Source organism: Neoalteromonas facilis (genome assembly GCF_002807665.1).
GTDB lineage: Bacteria > Pseudomonadota > Gammaproteobacteria > Enterobacterales > Alteromonadaceae > Alteromonas_E > Alteromonas_E facilis.
In genome coordinates this window covers 131,658-153,265 of sequence record NZ_PEAY01000002.1, presented here as the reverse complement: position 1 = coordinate 153,265, position 21,608 = coordinate 131,658, and the positions used below count along the sequence as shown (strand labels likewise).

Annotated in this window: 22 protein-coding genes; 16 read left to right on the top strand and 6 right to left on the bottom strand. The window is 45.3% G+C overall.

Going from position 1 to position 21,608, the window contains the following annotated elements; translation table 11 throughout:
• Window positions 1-36: 36 nt before the first annotated feature.
• From CSH93_RS06855 to CSH93_RS06845, 3 genes are read right to left on the bottom strand one after another with little or no spacing between them, the layout of a single operon-like run.
• Window positions 37-1,155: an ABC transporter permease gene (locus CSH93_RS06855; protein ID WP_100642499.1), complete on the bottom strand. Its 1,119-nt coding sequence runs from the start codon at window positions 1,153-1,155 to the stop codon at window positions 37-39.
• Complete coding sequence (locus tag CSH93_RS06850; protein ID WP_205663247.1) at window positions 1,139-2,071, bottom strand: ABC transporter ATP-binding protein; 933 nt, start codon at window positions 2,069-2,071, stop codon at window positions 1,139-1,141. The genes CSH93_RS06855 and CSH93_RS06850 overlap by 17 nt, the downstream gene beginning before the upstream one ends.
• Complete coding sequence (locus CSH93_RS06845) at window positions 2,062-3,009, bottom strand: HlyD family secretion protein (RefSeq protein ID WP_100642497.1); 948 nt, start codon at window positions 3,007-3,009, stop codon at window positions 2,062-2,064. The genes CSH93_RS06850 and CSH93_RS06845 overlap by 10 nt, the downstream gene beginning before the upstream one ends.
• A gap of 305 nt (window positions 3,010-3,314) precedes the next feature.
• Between CSH93_RS06845 and CSH93_RS06840 the strand changes: the two genes are divergently transcribed.
• From CSH93_RS06840 to CSH93_RS06810, 7 genes are all read left to right on the top strand, one after another.
• On the top strand, window positions 3,315-4,952 hold the full coding sequence (locus tag CSH93_RS06840; RefSeq protein WP_100642496.1) for a phosphoethanolamine transferase: 1,638 nt from the start codon (window positions 3,315-3,317) through the stop codon (window positions 4,950-4,952).
• Between the two features lie 10 nt (window positions 4,953-4,962).
• Complete coding sequence (locus CSH93_RS06835) at window positions 4,963-5,352, top strand: diacylglycerol kinase (protein ID WP_100642495.1); 390 nt, start codon at window positions 4,963-4,965, stop codon at window positions 5,350-5,352.
• Between the two features lie 441 nt (window positions 5,353-5,793).
• On the top strand, window positions 5,794-7,209 hold the full coding sequence (nhaD, locus tag CSH93_RS06830) for a sodium:proton antiporter NhaD (RefSeq protein ID WP_100642494.1): 1,416 nt from the start codon (window positions 5,794-5,796) through the stop codon (window positions 7,207-7,209).
• Between the two features lie 64 nt (window positions 7,210-7,273).
• On the top strand, window positions 7,274-7,729 hold the full coding sequence (locus CSH93_RS06825; protein WP_100642493.1) for a hypothetical protein: 456 nt from the start codon (window positions 7,274-7,276) through the stop codon (window positions 7,727-7,729).
• Between the two features lie 84 nt (window positions 7,730-7,813).
• Window positions 7,814-8,815 (top strand): NADPH-dependent aldehyde reductase Ahr, encoded by a 1,002-nt coding sequence (gene ahr / locus CSH93_RS06820; protein WP_100642492.1) that lies wholly within the window; start codon window positions 7,814-7,816, stop codon window positions 8,813-8,815.
• 167 nt (window positions 8,816-8,982) lie between these two features.
• Window positions 8,983-9,876 (top strand): VanZ family protein, encoded by an 894-nt coding sequence (locus tag CSH93_RS06815; protein WP_124748951.1) that lies wholly within the window; start codon window positions 8,983-8,985, stop codon window positions 9,874-9,876.
• Window positions 9,877-9,899: 23 nt separating this feature from the next.
• Entirely contained in the window at window positions 9,900-10,496 is a 597-nt protein-coding gene (locus CSH93_RS06810; RefSeq protein WP_100642490.1) for a uracil-DNA glycosylase family protein, read from the top strand.
• Here the strand turns inward: CSH93_RS06810 and CSH93_RS06805 are convergent.
• The gene (locus CSH93_RS06805; RefSeq protein WP_100642489.1) at window positions 10,461-10,829 is read right to left on the bottom strand and encodes a MerR family transcriptional regulator; all 369 of its coding nucleotides are present in this window, start codon (window positions 10,827-10,829) and stop codon (window positions 10,461-10,463) included. The genes CSH93_RS06810 and CSH93_RS06805 overlap by 36 nt on opposite strands.
• An 86-nt stretch (window positions 10,830-10,915) precedes the next feature.
• Between CSH93_RS06805 and CSH93_RS06800 the strand changes: the two genes are divergently transcribed.
• Entirely contained in the window at window positions 10,916-11,779 is an 864-nt protein-coding gene (locus CSH93_RS06800; RefSeq protein ID WP_100642488.1) for an alpha/beta hydrolase family protein, read from the top strand.
• Here the strand turns inward: CSH93_RS06800 and CSH93_RS06795 are convergent.
• Complete coding sequence (locus CSH93_RS06795) at window positions 11,761-12,243, bottom strand: MarR family winged helix-turn-helix transcriptional regulator (protein ID WP_205663237.1); 483 nt, start codon at window positions 12,241-12,243, stop codon at window positions 11,761-11,763. The genes CSH93_RS06800 and CSH93_RS06795 overlap by 19 nt on opposite strands.
• A 125-nt stretch (window positions 12,244-12,368) precedes the next feature.
• On the opposite strand from CSH93_RS06795, the gene hppD reads away from it, so the two are divergent.
• The 5 genes from hppD (at window position 12,369) to CSH93_RS06770 (ending at window position 18,304) form a co-directional block, all read left to right on the top strand.
• Window positions 12,369-13,457 (top strand): 4-hydroxyphenylpyruvate dioxygenase, encoded by a 1,089-nt coding sequence (gene hppD / locus CSH93_RS06790; protein ID WP_100642487.1) that lies wholly within the window; start codon window positions 12,369-12,371, stop codon window positions 13,455-13,457.
• 2 nt (window positions 13,458-13,459) lie between these two features.
• On the top strand, window positions 13,460-14,008 hold the full coding sequence (locus CSH93_RS06785; RefSeq protein ID WP_100642486.1) for a VOC family protein: 549 nt from the start codon (window positions 13,460-13,462) through the stop codon (window positions 14,006-14,008).
• Entirely contained in the window at window positions 14,005-15,012 is a 1,008-nt protein-coding gene (locus CSH93_RS06780; protein WP_100642485.1) for a fumarylacetoacetate hydrolase family protein, read from the top strand. Before CSH93_RS06785 ends, CSH93_RS06780 begins: the two co-directional genes overlap by 4 nt.
• 176 nt (window positions 15,013-15,188) lie before the next feature.
• Window positions 15,189-16,352, top strand: coding sequence for a sugar ABC transporter substrate-binding protein (locus CSH93_RS06775; RefSeq protein ID WP_164078314.1), 1,164 nt, complete (start codon window positions 15,189-15,191; stop codon window positions 16,350-16,352).
• Window positions 16,349-18,304, top strand: a complete 1,956-nt coding sequence (locus tag CSH93_RS06770) for a sensor histidine kinase (RefSeq protein WP_100642483.1) — start codon at window positions 16,349-16,351, stop codon at window positions 18,302-18,304. Before CSH93_RS06775 ends, CSH93_RS06770 begins: the two co-directional genes overlap by 4 nt.
• A gap of 7 nt (window positions 18,305-18,311) precedes the next feature.
• On the opposite strand, the gene CSH93_RS06765 is transcribed toward CSH93_RS06770, so the two are convergent.
• Window positions 18,312-18,605, bottom strand: a complete 294-nt coding sequence (locus tag CSH93_RS06765) for a YebG family protein (protein WP_100642482.1) — start codon at window positions 18,603-18,605, stop codon at window positions 18,312-18,314.
• Window positions 18,606-18,681: 76 nt separating this feature from the next.
• On the opposite strand from CSH93_RS06765, the gene CSH93_RS06760 reads away from it, so the two are divergent.
• From CSH93_RS06760 to CSH93_RS06750, 3 genes are all read left to right on the top strand, one after another.
• Complete coding sequence (locus CSH93_RS06760; protein ID WP_100642481.1) at window positions 18,682-19,197, top strand: HAD family hydrolase; 516 nt, start codon at window positions 18,682-18,684, stop codon at window positions 19,195-19,197.
• 210 nt (window positions 19,198-19,407) lie between these two features.
• Window positions 19,408-20,178: a hypothetical protein gene (locus CSH93_RS06755; RefSeq protein ID WP_124748950.1), complete on the top strand. Its 771-nt coding sequence runs from the start codon at window positions 19,408-19,410 to the stop codon at window positions 20,176-20,178.
• 160 nt (window positions 20,179-20,338) lie between these two features.
• Window positions 20,339-21,496 carry a helix-turn-helix domain-containing protein gene (locus CSH93_RS06750; protein ID WP_100642479.1) on the top strand — a complete coding sequence of 386 codons (1,158 nt, stop codon included), beginning with the start codon at window positions 20,339-20,341 and terminating at the stop codon, window positions 21,494-21,496.
• Window positions 21,497-21,608: the final 112 nt, after the last annotated feature.

Sequence of the window (21,608 nt, the reverse complement as noted above, 5' to 3'; positions counted from 1 at the left end):
GTTTATAAGTACTTCTTCACTGGTGAACGACTCCACCTAATCAAGTCGCTTCTTAAAGCGCAAGGTCGCAATTAGCAGCCCAACCAATGTAAAAATTGCGAGGGCGATAAGATCTTCTGGCAAGTCACTCCAATGTGCTTGGCGTAACACCACGGCGCGGATCATTCTCACATAATGAGTAGCAGGCAAAACTTCAGCTAACCACTGAGCAGGCTCAGGCATGGCAACAAAAGGGAACATAAAACCGGACAACAGAATAGAAGGTAAAAGAATGAATACCGTCATCTGCATTGCCTGCAATTGCGTGGTTGCTCGAGTTGATATCAGTAGACCCAAGGTTAAACTGGCAAGTATAAACATAAGCGTCACCACAAACAGAGATGGCCAGTGGGCCGGTAATGGCACATCGAATATGCCATGCCCTAAGCCCAAAATGAGCAATGTTTGGATCAGCCCAATCATGAGGTAAGGCACGATTTTTCCCAACATCAATTCGATTGGTTTAATTGGCGTATTGATCAAAAACTCCATATTTCCTTGTTCGCGTTCACGCACAATAGCCGCTGATGTAAACAACACCATTGTCATGGTTAAGATCACCGCCACCAAACCCGGCACAATATTGATGGTCGAACGACGCTCAGGGTTAAAATAATGCACAACAGAAATCATCGGTGAAATAGCGGTACTACCGCCCAACATCTGAGTGTTATCAAGTGGCAGTTGTTGGAGTCCATGGATGGTATTAGACAGCATTGGATCAGACGCATCCGTTAGCCATTGCGCAATAGGTTTTGAGCGTTCACCTTTACGCCAGTTAGCCAAACGTCGTTCAAAATCAGGTGGAATATACAAAATGACATTCACTTCCCCACTGGTAACGGCTTGCTCTGCATGCTGCAATGCCGCGAACTGCCTCACCACGCGTATCGCCTGACTCGCCTGTAAGTCTTGGACCAATAACCGCGCGTTGGTAGTTTGACTAAAATCCACTATGCCGGTGGGTACGTGGCGAACATCGGTATTAATTGCATAACCAAAAAGCAACAATTGGATCAACGGGATCATCACTATCATGGCAAAGGTGACACGATCTCGCGACAACTGACGCAGCTCTTTGACGATAACCGCTAAAACCCTACTGAGATTCAGCATAAGCCTTTCCAGTATGCGCGACGAATACATCTTCAAGCGAAGGACGAACACGCTCTGCAGATAATGAAGCATAATCACTACCGAGCCACAAACCGGCGTTTTCTATCGACTGCCGTAACAACACGCGTAACGTTTGGCCAACCTGAGCAACCGATAATACTTCGTGGCGTTTGAGTAATTCAGATTTAACTTTACGTAATTGCTCTCCCCTTAATTCAATTACGCGCCCATCTAGATTGGCCATTAGCGTTTGGGGCGCTCCGTCAATACGCTTTTTACCTAACTCCAGAATGGCAAGCTGATGACAACGCTCGGCTTCATCCATGTAATGCGTAGAAACAAGAATAGTTGTGCCCTGATCGCTTAAATCGAATAAGCCTTCCCAAAATTCTCGCCGATTCTCAGGATCCACTGCCGAGGTTGGCTCATCTAAAAACAATAATGATGGTTCATGAATGGTAGCGGCCGCCAACGCCAGTCGCTGCTTTTGCCCACCACTGAGTTCGCTAGCTCTTACCTTTTGTTTATCTGCCAGATGGTATTGCATTAATAGGGTTTTCACGCGCTCACGCCGTTGCGCCCCCGGTAATCCATATACCTGACCAACAAAGTCTAAATTTTCCTGCACCGATAAAGTGTCGTACAAGGAAAATTTTTGCGTCATGTAACCCACTTTACTGCGCAGCATTTCCGCCTGTTGTGGAATATTTAATCCCAGTACGTTTACATGACCACTGGTTGGCGTTAATAGCCCTGTCAGCAATCGGATCGAGGTCGACTTGCCACAACCATTCGGCCCTAAAAATCCAAATATCTGGCCCTTTTTTACCTGCAAATCAAGATGATCCACAGCCGTGTAATCGCCAAATTTCCGCGTTAACTGCTGCGTTTCAATCACCCAATCGGTCATGGCAATACCATTTGAACCGGCATACCACTGGGTAAATTCGCGGCATCGGCTAGGGTAATTTCTGTCACGTACACTAATCGTGCTCGTTCGCTTTGCTGCAATGCATAGTAGGGAGTAAAGCTAGCCTCAGATGATATCTTGCGGATCGTTCCTGTCAGCATGCCTTCCAATCCATCGGCTTGTACCTGAACTTGTTGACCCACTGTAATCGAGGCCAGATAAGGCTGTGGTATATACACGCGAGCGTAAGGTGCATCGTTTACGGCAATTAATGCGGCCACACTGCCTTGCGGTATCCGCTCCCCTAAATGATACGGTAGGTCCTCTAAAATACCGCTGCGAGTTGCAATGATAGTTAAATCAGCGACTGCTTTTTCAGCTTGCGCAACGACTAGAGTCTGCGCTTCAACACTGGCTTTCGCCTGAGCGATAGCTTCAGGCCTGTTACCATGCTGCAGTTCAAGCAACTGTTGACTAGCATTCTCAGTTGCGGCTGAAGCTGCGGCATAAAGTTCTTGTGCAACATCTAGATCCGCTTTGCTGGTAAGTTGTCGCTCCATCAACTGTTGCTGACGAACGAGTTGCGCTTTAGCTAATTCACGTTCGGCGGTAAGTTGATCTAACCGCGCTTGTGCAGCAGCCACTTGTTCCGTTCTGGCACCGTTCTCTAATTCCTGTAGCCAAGACTCAGCGCGCACAAGCTCTTGTTTGGCTTGGGCAACCTTTAATCCAAGTTCAGTGCTGTCCAATCGCAATAAAGGCTGTCCCTGCTCGACATGCTGCCCTTTTTGCGCCATTACTTCGATGATAATTTCCGAGCGCGTTGCCAACAGCCTTACTTGGTCTCTCTCCAATGTGCCGTAGGCAACAGACGCTTCGTTTGGCGTGCAACCCATGAGTAATTGCAGCGATATCACTATGACAAGCCACCACGTTTTCTGCATTTACCGCTCCCTTTAGAACTTCACACTGCGAGTTGTTAGATACAACCCCCTAGCCCATCACATTTTATCTTAGAGGCTAATTGGATGCTCTGCACCACAAAACTGCAATTTATCCAGTTCACTAGAACACTACAAAAATAGTTGTTCCACCCGTGTTTCGATAAGGTTCTCTTAAGGTTTCAGGCGTAGGATTTCGATTATGAAAGTGCTACGGATAAGAGCTGTTACCGTCACAGCCCACTTTATCTAATGTAATCAGATGCTTAGGTAAATATTATGAGAAGTATTACGAAGGTGATTGCTGTATGAAAACGAGATTCTTTTCTTTTCAGCCGATACTTACACCAAACCAATTAACCCTTGCAGCAGCCACATATATCGCGCTGGTGTTAAATATTCCCTTTTACATTCATGTACTCAGTGCGGTACGTGAAAACAGTGATTTTAATGGCTTATTTCTATTGTCAGTGCCTTTGGTTTTAATGGGGCTGACAACGGTTTTTTATGCGGTTTTCTCGGTGCGCTGGGTTTTTAAACCCGTTATTATCTTTACTGTCCTACTATCCACTCTAATGTGTTACGCCACGCATTATTACGGCATCATTTTCGACCGCGGCATGCTACAAAATGGATTAGAAACAGACACTGCGGAGGCCTTTTCGTATGTGAATCTAAATGCCATCGCGTTTATGCTTGTGGTTGGACTGCTACCGAGTATGTGGATTGCGCGCACCAAGCTGATTTGCAAACCTGTGGTGAGCGAACTGTTTGCGCGGTTTCGGCTGATTGCAACTGCGTCAACGATCACCTTCGTATTAGCCGCTATCTTCTATGTAAATTACGCGTCTGTTGGCCGCAATCATCGTGAGCTTACCGCCTATTTGATCCCATTTAAACTCTATGAGGCGTCGTTTAAGTACGTGAGAGATCAGATACAAGAGCCAGAAGATGCGGAACACTTCACCCTGTTAGACCCTTCACCTTCTTTGAATTCTTCCAACAATAAAAAGCTCACGATATTGATTGTCGGTGAGACTGCTCGCGCACAAAACTTTTCCTTAAATGGTTACGCCAAAGACACTAACCGTTTTACCCAAGCGCAACAGGTTGTATCGTTTGATCACGCCAGCTCTTGTGGCACAGCAACGGCACTGTCACTGCCCTGTATGTTCTCGCGCTTGGATCGTGAACACTATGACAAACACCAAGCCCGTACTCAGCAAAATGTACTCGACATAGCACAAGCAGCTGGTATTGATATTGAGTGGATTGATAACAATAACGGCGGCTGTAAAGGCGTTTGTGACAGAGTGAATGCCACCTTTATTCGTCCCGATACACCCAGCCCACTGTGCGATGGGGAATACTGTCTCGACGAAATATTATTGCAAGAGCTCGATAACCGGCTAGGCTCGGTAGATGATAAACATCTTATTGCTTTACACCTAATGGGATCTCACGGTCCAACATACTACCGACGCTACCCCGCGGACCACAAACGTTTTACACCTGACTGCCCTCGTAGCGATATTCAAAATTGTGACCAAGCATCTCTCATCAACACCTACGACAATACTATCGCCTATACAGACTATGTCATCAGTGAGGTGATTAAGCGTCTTGATACGTTTACCGTACAAACTGGTATTGAAACAAGCTTGCTATATGTGTCTGATCATGGTGAATCCTTAGGTGAAAACGGTATGTACTTGCACGGATTTCCTTACGCCTTTGCGCCAAAAGAGCAAACGTCGGTCCCTATGTTGTTCTGGAGCAATGCTGACCAATTCGATCGTACGTGCGTTAAGCAACAGATTCATAAAAATATTTCGCACGATGACCTGTTTGATACGCTTTTAGGTATGTTAGGCGTGCAAACTAAGGTGTATGATGCGCACCACGATATTTTTGCAACTTGTTCGACTCAACCAGCACTAACGTAACCGCTCACTCATGGATAACAACACACAAACGTTTACGAGCAGCGATAAAGCCACCGGCATAAAGCGCGTTTTTCTCGCTGCCAAGAATTCAGCAGTGGGTATTCGTTGGATGCTCAAAAATGAAGCGGCATTTAGACAAGAGTGCGCGCTATTAATTTGTGCTCTGCCTTTTGTTTTTTGGATGGACTTCAGTCTTGTCGAGCGCTTACTGCTTATCGTATCAATTCTGTTCGTTATGCTGACGGAAACAATCAATACAGCGATTGAGGCTGTGGTTGATCGGATAAGCGATGAAATTCACCCCTTGTCAGGTCTGGCAAAAGATCTAGGGTCCGCCGCAGTGGCTATTAGCATGGTTATCGCGGCCGCAATATGGGTAATAGTATTAATTGGCCACTGACCGACCCCAGGGTCCATTTTCGTTTTCATTTAATCAGCCATTAATGTGCCGAGGGTCAATACTACTGGCTTTGTGTGTGTGCGTTCTCGCGCTTTCCCCCCTCACTCTTGCCGCTGATGTAAATTGGGCTGAGTGCACGAGCATTGAAGCGAATTACGACTGCGATGATGACGATCTTAAGACGGCTACCGATTCCTCGATAAAACAATGTAATCCATTAATTTTCAATGCATTAATTAACAAGAATAAACCTTCTCAAATTTCAAATTTTGCACCGCCAGGTGTCATAAGAGCGCCCCCTGCGACAGCATAATGACGCGCTTATACGCGCAATAAAATAGGGTTATTGCCGTTACTGGACTTCACCTAAAAGCTGCATCAATGCAGTAACAGGATAACCACTCCCTGACCTGTTCTTGTTCACTCTGTAAGTAAAATACTATGTTAAAGCCCCTTATTGCCCTGCTGTTACTCTTTCCACTTAACAGCTTTGCCTCTCAATCAGGCAGCCTCGATCTTACCTACTCTTGGGTTGGATTTACCGCCATTGCTTTGTTCACTGTCGCCTATCTGTTTGTGATCGGAGAAGAATTCATACACCTCAGAAAGTCTAAGCCTGTCTTAGTTGCTGCTGGATTAATCTGGCTTTTATTGGGCTGGGTATATGCGCAAAGTAACCTTACGCCAGAGGTCGAGCACGCGTTCAATCAAAACTTGCTCGAATATGCGCAATTACTGCTGTTTCTCTTAGTATCAATGACTTATATAAACGCGCTAGAAGATAGGGGGCTGTTTATTGCATTGCGCCATTGGATGGAATCTAAGCGCCTAACACTACGCACCTTGTTTTGGTTAACCGGGGTTTTGGCCTTTATGATTTCGTCGATCGCCAACAACCTCACAACGGCAATGTTGATGTGTGCTATCGTCATGAATGTCGCAAAGGGCAACCGTAAGTTCATTAATCTTGCGTGTATTAATATAGTCGTGGCTGCCAATGCCGGTGGCGTATTCAGCCCTTTCGGTGACATTACCACGTTAATGATATGGCAAGCGGGCTGGGTAGAGTTTAAGCAGTTCTTTAGTTTGTTTTTACCATCGTTGGCTAATTTCTTTATCCCCGCCTTGATCATGAGCTTTTTTATATCCAACAATTTACCTCAGGAACCACAAGGCGAGCACCACGATTTAAAGCGCGGGGCGAAGCGCATTCTGTGCTTATTCTTACTCACTATACTCACCGCAGTGCTCTGTCACAGTGTTATTGGTCTACCGCCAGTATTAGGCATGATGCTGGGACTTAGTTACCTTAAAATATTCGGTTTCTACTTGCGCAAGAGCTTACCCCGCTCATTAAACAAGAAGCGAGAAATTGCAAAACAAAAGAACGATATTAAAGCCTTGGAACGTCTCGGCAACATTGTGCCTTTTGATGTGTTTACCAAAGTCGCTCGTGCTGAGTGGGACACGCTTTTATTCTTTTATGGCGTGGTTATGAGTGTCGGTGGCTTGGCCTTTATTGGTTATCTTAGCTGGGTATCGCACTTCTTATATGAACAGTGGGATCCAACCTTTGCCAATATCATAGTAGGCCTATTATCGGCAGTCGTAGATAACATTCCGGTAGTGTTTGCCGTATTGGCTATGGCGCCTAACATGGAGTTGCATCAGTGGTTATTAGTTTCATTAACTGCTGGCGTAGGCGGTAGTTTGCTATCAATTGGCTCAGCCGCTGGAGTTGCATTGATGGGACAAACAAAAGGACTATACTCTTTTGTAGGGCACCTAAAATGGAGCTGGGCAATTGCGTTGGGCTTTTGCGCTAGCGTTTATCTGCATATGATAATCAATGGCTAGTGTATTCAGGCGGTAGGCTGAGCACAGGCTTGATCTTTTAAACGGTTATGGGAATATCTTGGCTATGTCCGAAGCAACAGTTATTACTCATATAAAGCATCGCAATGGGTCTCTCAAAGTGACCCTTGACGGGCCACTATTTATTGCTGAATTCACCGGCGCATGTACGTCGCCAATAGCAAGGGCTTTTCATCGGTCTGTCGAAAAAGCCATTCCCAAATTACCTGCCGACGGATGGGGTTACCTGAGCTCCTCGCAAGATTACATTGCCGCACTTCCAGAAGTTGAGGCAAGCTACACTGAAACCTACCGGCTTTGCATGAGTAATGGGTGTCTAATAGAAGCTTACTGCATGCCTTCTGCCGTTGGCCTTGCGCAAGTTGATAAATCCCGAAAAGCTTGTGGAGTAACATCACCTATCGAGCCTTTATCATTTAATTCAATTGAAGATGCAAAGTACTTTTTGCTCTCAACCCTCGAACACATCAAGGCGAGACGGCAAGAGAAATCTTCTCAATAGTCGACTATTCATTGGTTTAATTTCTCCTTTTGGGGTTATTGAACTAGGCTCAATCAACCATGTTTGATCCATCGAGGAAAACCCATGATAAAAGCCTACGCTGCATCCGCTCCTGGCAAACCGCTTGAACCCTTTGAATATGATCCGGGTCCGTTAGGGCCCCATGACGTCGAAATTAACGTCGAGTCTTGTGGCATATGCCACAGTGATTTAAGCATGCTCGACAATGAGTGGGGTATGACCCAATACCCATTTGTACCCGGACATGAAGTCATCGGTGTTATCGGTGCAATAGGGGAACATGTAACATCCGTCAGTATCGGTCAAAGAGTCGGATTGGGTTGGCACGCGGGCTACTGCAATCATTGCCAACCGTGTTTAAGTGGCGATCATAATTTATGTGCCAGTGCACAGCCAACCATTGCTGGCCACCATGGGGGGTTCGCCGACAAGGTCAGAGCACAGGAAACTGCGGTAGTCGCTATTCCCGAGGGTGTGAATCCAGACTCAGCCGGGCCTCTTTTTTGCGGTGGTATTACGGTATTCAATCCACTGCTTCAATTTGACATCTCACCGACAGCAACAGTGGGTGTTGTCGGTATTGGCGGCTTAGGCCACCTCGCATTGCAGTTTTTACGCGCTTGGGGCTGCAAGGTCGTGGCATTTAGTTCGAGTGAAGCTAAAAAACAAGAAGCGATGGATATGGGAGCTCATGACGTTATCAACAGTCGCAACAGTGACGAAATTGCCGCCTCTGCGGGACGATTTGATCTGATCATTTCAACCGTCAACGTCAAACTTGATTGGGCTGCTTATATTTCCACGTTAGCCCCCAAAGGCAGGCTTCATTTTGTTGGCGCTACACTTGAACCAATTGAAGTCAGTGCATTTGCATTGGTTTCTGGCCAGCGTTCGATATCAGGTTCGCCGGTCGGTAGTCCTGCTAGCATTCAGAAGATGTTAGACTTCTCCGCCACACACGGCATTGAGCCGATCACCGAAACCTTTGCATTTAGCGAAGTAAACAAAGCTATGGATAGATTGCGCGAAGGTAAAGCGCACTATCGAATTGTATTGAAGCATTAAGCGTTTTCTGCTGTATTCGCCACTCGTGTCAGGGTGGCGATACAGCTTTCCACTAAACGCAAATTAAACCGTGATGTAGAAAGCTTGTCGCTAAATCAGGCTCGACGTATCATCACCGCATGCGTATTCCCTTATCTCTCAAATTTCAATCTCGCCAACGGACTTTGTTGGCGCGATACGCTGTAGTCGCACTTTGCTTCCTACCACTTTTCTTTATTCATATTGAAAGTTATGGCTCACCCTTTATAAATGCGTTGTTAGACGGTGCACACATTGGTGTATTTTTTGTCGTGGCATGGGCCGTGTTCCCTCTGATAGGGGGGCGGATCAGAAGAAGAATAGTTATTCTTTTTGCTGCAACTGCGGTTGCCAGCCTAGCAATTGAAGGTATTCAGGATACGGTAGGGAGAGCGTTTCAATGGTCCGATATTTTGCGCAACCTTATCGGGCTGGGACTCGGTATTGCGTTACGCACGCGTCTTCATGTCAGCAGTCGGCAACACAAGCGCTGGGCTAACAGCGCCATTTTACTTTTCATTGCAATGTTTATGTTTGAACGCGCCACACTATTAAAACTGGTTGCCGGTCAAGCCTACTTCCTTATTAAGGCCCCAGTGTTGGCCAGTTTTGATTATCCATTTGAAGCCATCAATTGGGGCGCTCATGGGGCAGAAATGCATGTTGAAAACGGCACTTTAAGGGTGTCAACTTTGCCTAACCGTATGTATGCCGGCGTATCATTTAAAGATTTCCCGGCTCAATGGTTAAACTTCAACAGTATTGAGGTGATCGTTGAGAATCCGCAGGATAAGCCTGTCGAGATGACGCTCAAAATTACCGATCGTGAACATGAGATGGGTATTCATAATTACGACGATCGATATAACGGTCGATTGTTGATCGCCCCAGGACTCAACAAGCTAACTATCCCATTAAGTGACATCGAAACAGCCCCACTGCACCGCGCACTAAACCTTCAGCAGGTCGCAAGAATTGACTTATTTTTGAGTCAACGAAGCAACGGGGAATCGTTTTTCTTGCATCACTTGGCGTTGCAGTAATCACGAGGGGGAGCGTATTTGCGATGAGCAATAGCGGTAACGCCGATCAGTGCAATCAATTACTGGCTGAAGCACATGCATGTCAGTTGTGTAAAGACGAGTTACCATATCAACCTCGCCCCATTTTTTTGTTTTCATCAGCAGCCAAAATAAACCTGATCAGTCAGGCACCCGGCAAAACCGCACATGACCATCAAAAAGCATGGGATGACCCATCAGGCAATCGATTACGGCAATGGCTTGGAGTAACAGAAAAACAGTTTTATACACAAAACGGTATCAATGTACTGCCCATGGGGTTTTGCTTCCCTGGTTACAAACAGGGTGCCGATGCAGCCCCGATGAAACGCTGTGCCCCCACGTGGCACCCCAGATTGTTAGCCATCTCCCAACCCGCTCTGACGATATACATTGGACGCTATGCCCAGCAGTACTATCTACCTAGGTATCCAAACTTGACGTCCGCAATAGAGGATTGGGATCATCTATTAGATACTCAACAATTAGCCTTGCCTCACCCCTCAGGACGAAATAATCGCTGGCTAGCCAAACACGCTTGGTTTGAAAAGCGCGTGATCCCTCGATTAAGAGGCCTTGTGCGTCAATTGCTGGCTGGATAGTTTATCTAACCAACGGTTTAGTGTTGACTTAGACTGTTCTAATTCTGCGATTTTTTGATCAATGCGATTGAGTTGTTGAACAATTGCGTCTGTCAACAATGGGCATCCGGGTTTTGGCGCTTTTACGAAAGGAATGGCAGGTTTGATTTCTTGCAACGTAAAACCAACCGACTGCGCCATTTTAATAAAGCGAAGTTCTTCCAAGGTGGTCTCCGCATAATCTCGATAACCATTGTTGCGACGCACAGGTGGGGTAATCAAGCCTATTTTTTCATAGTAGCGCAGAGTGTCCTTGGCTATACCGGATAACTTTGCCACATCACTTGCCTTCATTATTCACCTACCCTATTTAACGCTTGACTATGGAGTATACTCCATAGTTTACCATCGCTCTACACTCTGTGGATCGGTAACGCTTTATGAATACTAAACCTATCGCCAAAACATTTAAGACCCATGATGGTACTGACATTCGTGGATATATTTATCAGGCTGAATCGCCCAAAGCGATCATCATCGTCGCCAGCGCCACCGGTGTCCCTCAAGAGTTTTATCGGAAATTTGCAGAGTACGCGATGACTCAACACTACAATGTGGTGACGTTTGACTATCGCGGCATTGGACAGTCCGCACCAACCTCTCTTAAAGGTTATCGTGTAGATTACCGAGATTGGGCACGGCAAGATCTCCATGCCGTAATTGATGCATTTAACGATGACACATTGCCTCTATTTATCGTCGGCCATTCATATGGCGGGCACGCAATTGGCCTTTTGGATAATCATGACGTAATAGACGCAGCGTATTGCCTAGGCGTGGGATCTGGCTGGCACGGCTGGATGCCAGCAGCGGAAAAATATCGCGTACTGTTTATGTGGAATGTTGTGGCTCCCATCCTTACCCGCTTCAAAGGTTATTTAGCCTGGAAGCGCCTCGGCATGGGTGAAGACCTACCGCTTGGCGTATATAAACAATGGAAGCGTTGGTGCAAGAATCCTTACTACTTCTTTGATGATCCGGAGTTTCCGGAAGTTCATGATATGTTCGCTCGGGTTAAGATGCCGATAAAGGCCGTAGTGGCTACTGATGACCTATGGGCCTTACCTCAGTCACGTGATGCGTTCTTCCGTCATTACCGTAATGCTGCGCTGGATGTACAAAATATCGAACCGTCAACGTACAACATGAAATCCATCGGCCATATGGGATATTTCAGGCAATCGGCCAAAACGCTATGGAGCGACGTGACCCATTTCTTTGATCATCATTTATCGGTTTCTTGATGCAATGTGTCGGCATGCGCGTAGAGCCTATCGATAATATCGCTAAACTGCTGTTTCTCTGCCGCACTAAGACAACTCAATAACGCGGTTTCATATTGGTGGGACAAGGGTACGATTTCTCGATATACCGTCATGCCCGTACTCGACAACCGGATCTCAGACCGTCTTCTGTCATCAGGCGCTATTGTTCGCTCGATCAAATTTCGCTTAAGTAGTTTGCTAATGGCGCGACTCAATATCGACTTCTCAAGCTGGGTTTTGAGCGAGATTTCATCTGCAGAAATGCCTGGATGTTCGCCCAATACAGCCATTATTCGCCATTCTGTAATAGATAACGCGAATTTATCTTTGTAGGTCGATGCAATAATGCCGCTGACTTTATTCGACAAAATTGACAACCGATAAGGCATAAACCTGTCTAAATTCAGGTGTTGTAGCGGTGATGTCATATTATCTTTACCCATTCTGAGTACTAAATAGTAACTCAACTTGACAATAGTTGCTATTACAACTAATTTAGTTGCATTCACAACTATTACGAATTGAGTAGTTGCAATAGTCAACTGTTCAACACAGAGGAGCATCAGAAATGGCAGATTTATTTGAAAACCCAATGGGATTAGACGGATTCGAGTTCGTCGAATTTACTGCGCCTGAAAAAGGTATCTTAGAACCCGTATTCGCTACCATGGGTTTTACCAAAGTTGCTACTCACAAATCTAAAGATGTTGAATTGTGGCGTCAGGGCGACATCAACTTCATCACTAACTATGAAAAAAATAGCCCTGCAGCCTACTATGCGGAAGAGCATGGTCCATCTGCTTGCGGTATGGCATTCCGTGTAAAAGATGCACAGTTTGCATACAACGAAGCACTACGCAAAGGTGCGCAACCTGTAGAATTGTACACTGGCCCAATGGAACTTCGTTTACCTGCAATTAAAGGTATTGGCGGTGCAGCTCTGTACTTAATTGATCGCTATAAAGAAGGCGAAACGATTTACGATATCGACTTTGAGTGGATTGAAGGTGTTGATCGTCACCCTGAAGGTTGTGGCTTCCATACATTGGATCACCTTACACACAATGTTTACCGCGGTCGTATGGGTTATTGGGCTGATTTCTATACTAATCTATTTAACTTCCGTGAAATCCGTTACTTCGATATCAAAGGTGAATACACCGGTTTGTTGTCTAAGGCGATGACAGCTCCTGACGGCAAAATCCGCATTCCTCTAAATGAAGAAGCTGGCGGTGGCGGCGGTGGCCAAATCGAAGAGTTCTTGATGGCTTATAATGGTGAAGGTATTCAGCACATTGCATTTGCATGTGACAACCTTTTGGAATGTTGGGACCGTTTGAAAGCAAATGGCATGAAATTCATGACCGCTCCACCAGCAACTTACTATGAAATGTTAGAAGAACGTCTGCCAGGCCACGGTGAACCAGTCGGTGAACTACAAGCCCGTGGTATCTTGCTTGACGGCACAACAGAAGGTGGCCAACCACGCTTGTTGCTACAAATTTTCTCTGAAACCGTATTGGGTCCAGTATTCTTTGAGTTTATCCAGCGTAAACAAGACGATGGTTTCGGCGAAGGTAACTTTAAAGCGTTATTTGAGTCGATTGAACGTGATCAGGTTGCACGTGGCGTTATCGCTGCAAAAGAGGAAGCATAATTATGCAACTAACTCGTATTCACCACGTTGCGTATCGATGCAACGATGCTAAAGAAACCGTCGAGTTCTATCAAAAGATGCTCGATATGGATTTTCAATTAGCGATTGCTGAAGACAAAGTGCCATCGACACAAGCGCCTGATCCATACATGCACGTGTTTTTAGACGCAGGCAACGGCAATGTGTTGGCCTTTTTCGAGCTGCCGAACTCACCGAAAATGGGCAAAGACGGTAACACGCCTGAGTGGGTACAACACATCGCGTTTGAAGTAGCCACTATGGACGACCTTTTGGCCGCGAAAGCGCGTTTAGAAGCCGCTGACATTAAAGTGCTGGGTCCTACAGATCACGGCATCTTTAAGTCGATTTACTTCTTTGATCCAAATGGCCACAGAATTGAATTAGCCACGAATACGCACACGCCTGAAATGATGCAGGAATTAAAGCGCGTAGCACCAGAGATGCTGGAAGAATGGTCGCAAACGAAAAAAGCACCTAAGCACGCTGAGTGGCTACATAACGGACAAGGTTTCCCGGGAGCAAAAGCATGAAGTTAGCAAGTATCAAATCAGGCCGCGATGGACAACTGGTTATTGTTTCAAGTGATTTGGCTAAAATGACAACAGCGCAAGACATTGCGCCGACATTGCAATTTGCCTTAGACAACTGGAACGATGTTGCACCACAACTACAGCAGCGTTTTGACCAGCTTGAAGCCGGTGAAATTGAAGGTGAAGCTTTCGACCAAGCTCAATGTAGTTCACCATTACCGCGCGCCTATCAGTGGGCGGACGGCAGTGCTTATGTAAATCACGTTGAGCTAGTACGCAAAGCTCGCAATGCCGAAATGCCGGAAACGTTCTGGACCGACCCATTAATGTACCAAGGTGGCTCAGACGCATTCTTAGGTCCTCGTGACAATATCGTAATGCCTCAAGACGATGGCTTTGGTATCGATTTTGAAGCTGAAGTTGCGGTTATCACTGGTGACGTGCCAATGGGCGTGTCAGCGGAAGACGCATTGAAGCACGTGCGCCTCATTATGATCGTAAATGACGTGTCGTTACGCGGATTGATCCCAGGCGAGTTGGCAAAAGGCTTCGGCTTCTTCCAATCAAAGCCTTCAAGCGCATTTAGCCCTGTCTGCGTGACGCCTGAACAATTAGGTGATGCATGGCAATCAGGCAAGCTAGAGTTACCGTTGGTTTCTCATTTGAATGGTGACATGTTTGGTAAACCCCATGCAGGTGTTGATATGACCTTCCATTTCGGTCAACTAATTGCGCATGCGGCTAAAACGCGTCCATTGTCTGCAGGTACGATTATCGGCTCTGGGACAGTGTCGAATAAATTGGATGGCGGCCCAGGAAAACCAGTCAGTGAAGGCGGTGTTGGCTACAGTTGTATCGCCGAAATTCGTATGATTGAAACTATCCAAAACGGCAAGCCAAACACGCCGTTTATGAAGTTTGGTGACAATGTGTCGATCGAAATGTTCGACAATCACGGCCAGTCTATATTCGGTCAGATTGCCCAAACAGTCGTAAAGCAATAAACACCATTGCATACCTGGAATAAGAAAAGCACGCTCAATAGCGTGCTTTTTTATGCTCTATAGTAAATATTGAGGCGAAGTCCAATCGAAAATGTCAGTATGGTTTATACTCAAATGATGTTTGACCGTGCATTGGTGTTATGTTTCGACGCGTTCATTTTCTTCTCATTTTTTTGATGTTACTGCCACATTCTAGTCTGGCATTGCAGTTAAACGAGCGCACCTCTTTAAATGTATGGTTTGCGTCCAGTCAACTGGACGGTGCTATTCAAACTCTCGCTAAAGAATACTCACAACAATATTCAGCAGTGCAGGTCAATTTGGTGAGTATTCCCAACGAAGATCTCAAAACCTCACTGATCAAAACCTTGAATTCAGGCAGAGCACCTGACATCGCCATATTCTCGTCCGACAACACGGTATATGCGGCACAAATGCGATTGTCTGCCCTACCGAACGATTTGGTTGAAGCGGGGTTATCACCACTTGAATATGATGCGATGCGTGTAAATGGTCGCTATTTTGGGCTCCCAATCCAGCGCCAAAACCGCATGTTACTGCTGTATAACAAAGCCATCGTCAGCTCCCCTGCAAAAAGCTGGAATAGAATCATGTCCCAAGCTGATGAGTTCAACGCAAAGAGTATTTTGCCCGTCGGTGTGTTGTTTGGTGAAGGGTATTGGTTTGGGCACTTTATCAGTCTCTTTAGTGGTCAACTTGCTAGCGAGGGTCAGCCTCAACTCAATACCACCGCTATGCAGGAATCACTGATATTTTATAAGCATTTAAGTGAGATTAATGTAATACGCGAAAATTGTGGCTATGACTGTGTCTCAATCGATTTTTATAAAGGGAATGTGGCATATGCCATTAACGGCACGTGGGCATTGAAAGAGGCGGTTGATTATTTGGGAGACGATTTAGGTATTGCCGAATTACCGACTTATGATGGACAAGCGATGAAAGCCTTAGCGTCAACGGTTGTAATGGTATTCCCGAATAATAGTTGGCACGGCAGCAATCAAAAAGCGATTCAGCACTTTGCTCAATACCTACGCAGCAAAGAGGTACAAAAGCAATTAAGTGAAATGACCTTAATGCTGCCTTTGCATGACCATTCTTCATATTCTCCCCAAGCTCGCCAGTGGCTAGACGCCCAATCGGCACTGCGCGGTAGTACGACATATATGCCTGCCGACCCAGCATTTGTGTCGGTATGGAATGCTATTCGGAAAGGCATTCGTCTATATCAATCAGAAACAGCAGATGCCAAACAAAGTGCTGAATATATGCAAGTGGTCGCTGAAAAAATTAGCGCACAAGTGAAAGGTCGGGAATGAAGCAAAACGCAAAATTATCCCTAAAGGTAACGCTGATAGCACAATTCGTGTTGTGCGCATTGCTGCCGCTTCTGATCTTAAGTGTTTACTTTATTTCTAGCTTTCGAAACCTACAAATTGATCAACAAATTGCAAAACAGAGCGCCATTTCGCAAAACGTTATGGGCAGTACTCAATATGCGTTAGACAAGGCAACAACCGCTCTTTTGCATATCGCGAGAGACAAAAATGTCGCACTGGCTGGGCAATCAGGTTTATTTGGCTATAGCGCAGCGAATACGTTAAACGACTTCGTTATGGAGCATAACGTTATCGCCACGGCCGTGCTAATTGATGGATCCGGCTTCATTGTTGAGGCGGCACCAGAAGCTGGGTTGCTAATTGAGCCTCTGTTAGTCATTACCCACATGGAAAGCGAAAATTTCACTCGTTCACTTTCAATAACCAGCAAACTGGTGCACTCCCCGACCCTGGCTCAAGCACTATTCACTCGCACGAGAAGCTTACCTCAAGACCGACCGTTATCTGGCTATATCATGATGTTTTCCGTTCCCTTATTTCTAAGCGAGACAGAACGCCTCGACTCTCGCTCAACCTTTACAGGGCATATAGTCGCGCTTGCTCTTGCTGAGGATATAGTCAAACTGATTTACCAACGTAGTGCAGGATTACAACTCGGAAAAGTGCTCATAGATGACGTCAGTATACCGTTTGAAACCAATAACCAGACAACCACCATCATCTCAACCGATGCCTCGTTTGTACTAAGCGATACCAATATCAATATCGCCGCACAGTTTTTTGTCCAAGAGCACGAGGCTCTGGCCCCTATTGACGATTTGACCTATGAATTTGCTTTGTATGCCAGCGCCATAAGCGTACTTTTCGTTGCACTAGGCTTTTTCTTTGTTCGCTTAGAATTAAAACCGTTAGTGAAGCTCAACCAAATGGTGCAGGAATTTCGCGATGGTAATTTTTCCTATCAACAAGGTACTTTGCCATTTACTGAATTTACTAATGTCACTGCGCTACTGACTGAGATGGCTGATAACATTCGTGACTATCAGGAAGACTTAGAAGCTAAAGTGCAATTACGCACGGAAGCTCTCGAAAGTGCATTAGCCGAAGTGAAAAAGATTAACCGAGAGCTTATCCGTACACAAAATCAATTGGTTGAATCAGAAAAGATGTCACAAATTGGTGTACTGGTAGCGGGTGTTGCACATGAAGTTAATACCCCAATTGGGGTCTGCGTCACTGCAACCAGTATACTAGATGATCGCCTTGAAGCGCTGAAGTTAGCCTATTCCAGCAATCAATTGTCTCGTTCAGTGATGACCGATTTTATTGAACAAGCGTCGAATTGCGTCGAGATCTTAAACAAGAATACGGAACGAGCAGCTGACTTAATTCAAAGCTTTAAAGCCGTCTCAGTTGACCAATCCAGTGAACAAAAACGTACGTTCAACGTGGCCGATTATATTGACCTTATTCTACGCAGCTTACACAAGGAACTCGAAAGGCACTCCGTTGAAGTTGCGGTTGAAGGAAGCTCATCCTGTAACATTGAAACGTACCCTGGAGCATTGAGTCAAATACTGAGTAATCTGGTATTGAATGCTATCAAACATGGTTTTAACGGAGAGCCAACATCTTCTGATCGCCGTATACAGATTAAATTCGAGCTCAATGAGAATAAACAACTCGCACTCACATTCAAAGATAATGGCCGAGGAGTGCACAAAGATGCACTACCAAAGTTGTTCGAACCATTCTTTACCACTAGCCGCCAAACAGGCGGAAGTGGTCTTGGCTTAAGCATAGTTTATAACCTAGCAACTCAACGACTAGGCGGCAGCATCAATTGCACATCAGAGCTTGGGGAAGGCCTGTGTATTGTCATCGTTTTTCCCGTCAAGGTTGTCGATAAGCCTGATGCAGCAGGTGTATAACCGATGACTAGGCGTTACTGGCTTTGTTGAGCGGTAACACCTCAGCCCCTTCTTCATTCAATATCGTCTGAGCATCGTTACCTTTGAATAACTTGGTAATGGCGTTCTTTTCTTGCGCCAACGTGAAAGCCAGATCTTCCAACGCCTGTTCATCTAAAGAATGTAACTTAACTTTTAGATAAGTTTGCAAGTTGTCAGCGATGTCTAACATTTTGTCATATTGATCTGCAGCTTTCTTATCTGTGGTTACCAATTTTTCAACCCCTTTATACGTAACGACGTATTGAATTGTGATTGCCATAACGAGCTCCTTACTTTGTAATGTAGGCTTTATAATAAGGCTACATTACAATACTGTATAAATAAACAGTTATTTTATGATTGATCTGACTAACATTGATGGTGTCATCTTTGACTTAGATGGCACTCTAGTAGAATCTTCACTCGATTTTGCCCAAATTCGAGCCGATATTGGCTGCCCAGAGGGAGTCGATGTGCTGCATTTCATTGAACAGTTGCCAGACGAGCAGCGCCAACACGCCCATGCTGTTGTACTCTCACACGAACTAGATGATGCCCGATTATCAAATTGGCTATCAGGCGCTCAAGAATTCGTACTAAAAACGCTGGAACAACAATTACCGATGGCAATCGTTACACGTAATTGCCGCGCCGCCACCGAACGAAAGATTCAACAAAACAACATTCCCATCGATTGCATCATTACGCGGGAAGATGCTCCAGCTAAGCCTAAACCTGACGCACTCATAATGATCGCACAGTTATGGCAACTACCGGCCCATCGCCTCATCTATATTGGTGATTACATATATGATGAACAGGCGGCAATCAATGCCGGTATGCAGTTTTGTTACTCCCCATTTGGCCAATAGTTTCCGTTGTAAAGCAGGAAATTCACGTTTGATAGACCTTCTCATGACCCTTATCGCGTTTCATCAACAAGATTCATTGGCTTTAAGAAAACCATAAGTTCCTGAAGTTCGCTATTTCAGGAAACTTCATGATTCATGGCTTGATGAAGATCTGGGGATTGCACTACCTATATAGTTACTCAACGTAAAGTGAATAACGGGAATTAACACGTGTATAAAAAAATAACTATAAGCCTCGCAATGGCTATCCTTATATCAGGTTGTGGTTCAGATAACCCACCGCCGGTTGAACTCAATACTACGCCGCCTATCCAAGCAAGCCCAGGCAGCTTTGCCGGTTTATACTCCGGTGAGATCATGCCCGAAGGCAGTATCAATCCAATTGCTGTGGACGTGATGATATCCCCAGACGGGAAAATGCGCGGAATTTCAGAGAGCTTTTTTCAATTATCCGGCGAGCTGGTCTTCGATGGCGCAACTATCGAAACCGACAAACTTGTCAACTATGCTCCACAAGGCCGAGATGATGGTATTTTCTTTGGTGAGGCAATTCAGGAAGGCTCACTGAGCGGAAGTCTCGACAACAGTATGCTTACAGGGAATAGTTACTACGCAGACAATGAAAATCCCTTTTCTGTTAAAAAGCGGTCAGTATCAACGGATGGCGATATTCAAGCAATTGAAGGAAGCTATGTAGACTCAACATCTAGTGTTGAAGTGTCTATTGATGAAGATGGGGTTGTTAGCGGAATAGACAGCTATGGGTGTTTGTACTCAGGCATGGTAACCATGACGGAATCTGCTTCCAATATATATGACATCAATCTTACCACCGAAAATTGTAATGAATTTTCCGCACAGTTATCTGGACTGCTTGCCTTTTTACCGGCGAATACATTGACTAATCAAGCCCGAGATTGGTTAATGATTGCTGTCAATAATGCCACTCTATCGATGACAACCATTCTGTTAAGAAATTAATCGAGTCGCCAGAGCCTTTCATGGGCTTTGGCACCCATTCCCTGCAGACAAAACAACGACCTTGATCGTTGTTCTCGATAAATCGCTATTTTTTGCCTGTAATTTCATCTCGTGATGTAGATAATATGCCTTGTTGCTCACGGCAGGAATTACATTCAGCATGCAGTTAAATTTGAACAGCGGCATTCTTCTTATTGGCATCGTTCAGGGTTTACTGCTAATGGTTTCGTTAAACCTGCACCAAAACGGCCCTGTAACGGCAAACCGTTATTTATCCGCCATGCTTGCTGCCTTTGTGGTGGCATTAACCACTCACTTTCTGACCATCACAAACCTCTGGCAAACTTGGGTTCATGTGTACCTACTTGCCAGCACCAGCGTTTTTTTATTTGGGCCCTTTCTCTATTTCTACGTTCAACAACTCACCCAGCCAGAAGATCAATTCAGCTTCAAAAAGCTGTGGCATTTTTTGCCTTTTCTGCTCAATCTGATGTTGTTTGTACCCATGCTTAGCCTGCCTTCTGAAGAGTTAATTGCGGGTATCATGGCCGGTCAGGACTCAGATCGCACTTTAAGCTCTCTCGCGCTGCCTCTGATTAAAATTGCGGTACTTATTGGGTACACACTGTACAGCTTAAGGTTATGGCTTTTGCACAATCACCGAGTCAAACAACAGTTTTCTGATCTAGAGAACAAAAGCCTGATATGGCTACGGAATCTACTGGTCGGATTCTTAGTTTTTGAATCGCTCTTTTTACTAATGACCTTATTTCAAAGTCATGCGTTTGCGTTACCCAATGAGATAGATTCGGTGTTGTCCTTAATTCTTGTAGCATTAATATTTATGACCGGTTTTTATGGGCTTCATCAGCCAGAAATCTTTCGCAGCGCACATACACCTCGCTCGACTACACACGAGCCTTTACTCAGCACTACTGACGATGATGAAAAAGCTAGCGTTTCTGCGAGCTCGAACCTAAATGAAGCGCTGAAAGGGGAAATCGCAGAACGATTAAATCACGCTATGAGAAGTGAAAAAATATATCTGGAACGCTTTTTAGATTTACGCGGTTTGGCTGCTAAATGTGCGGTGTCACCGCATCAGCTATCTGAATATCTAAATGACACGTTGAAGGTCAATTTTTACGATTACGTCAATCAACACCGTGTTGAAGCGGCGCAAGAGAAACTGATCAGCAGCAAAGACTCTATTTTAGATATTGCGCTGACGGTAGGTTTCAATAACAAAGCGACATTTAACAAGGCCTTTAAAAAACACACCGGTACAACACCAAGCCTCTACAGAAAAGGGCAGTAAACAGGTAAACCTCGAACGAACGTTACCTGTTTACGTCAATTTCGACCTAAACAGACGAAAGCATTTACGCGTTTGCATACGATGACTTCAAGATTTATCAGGAGGTCAAACG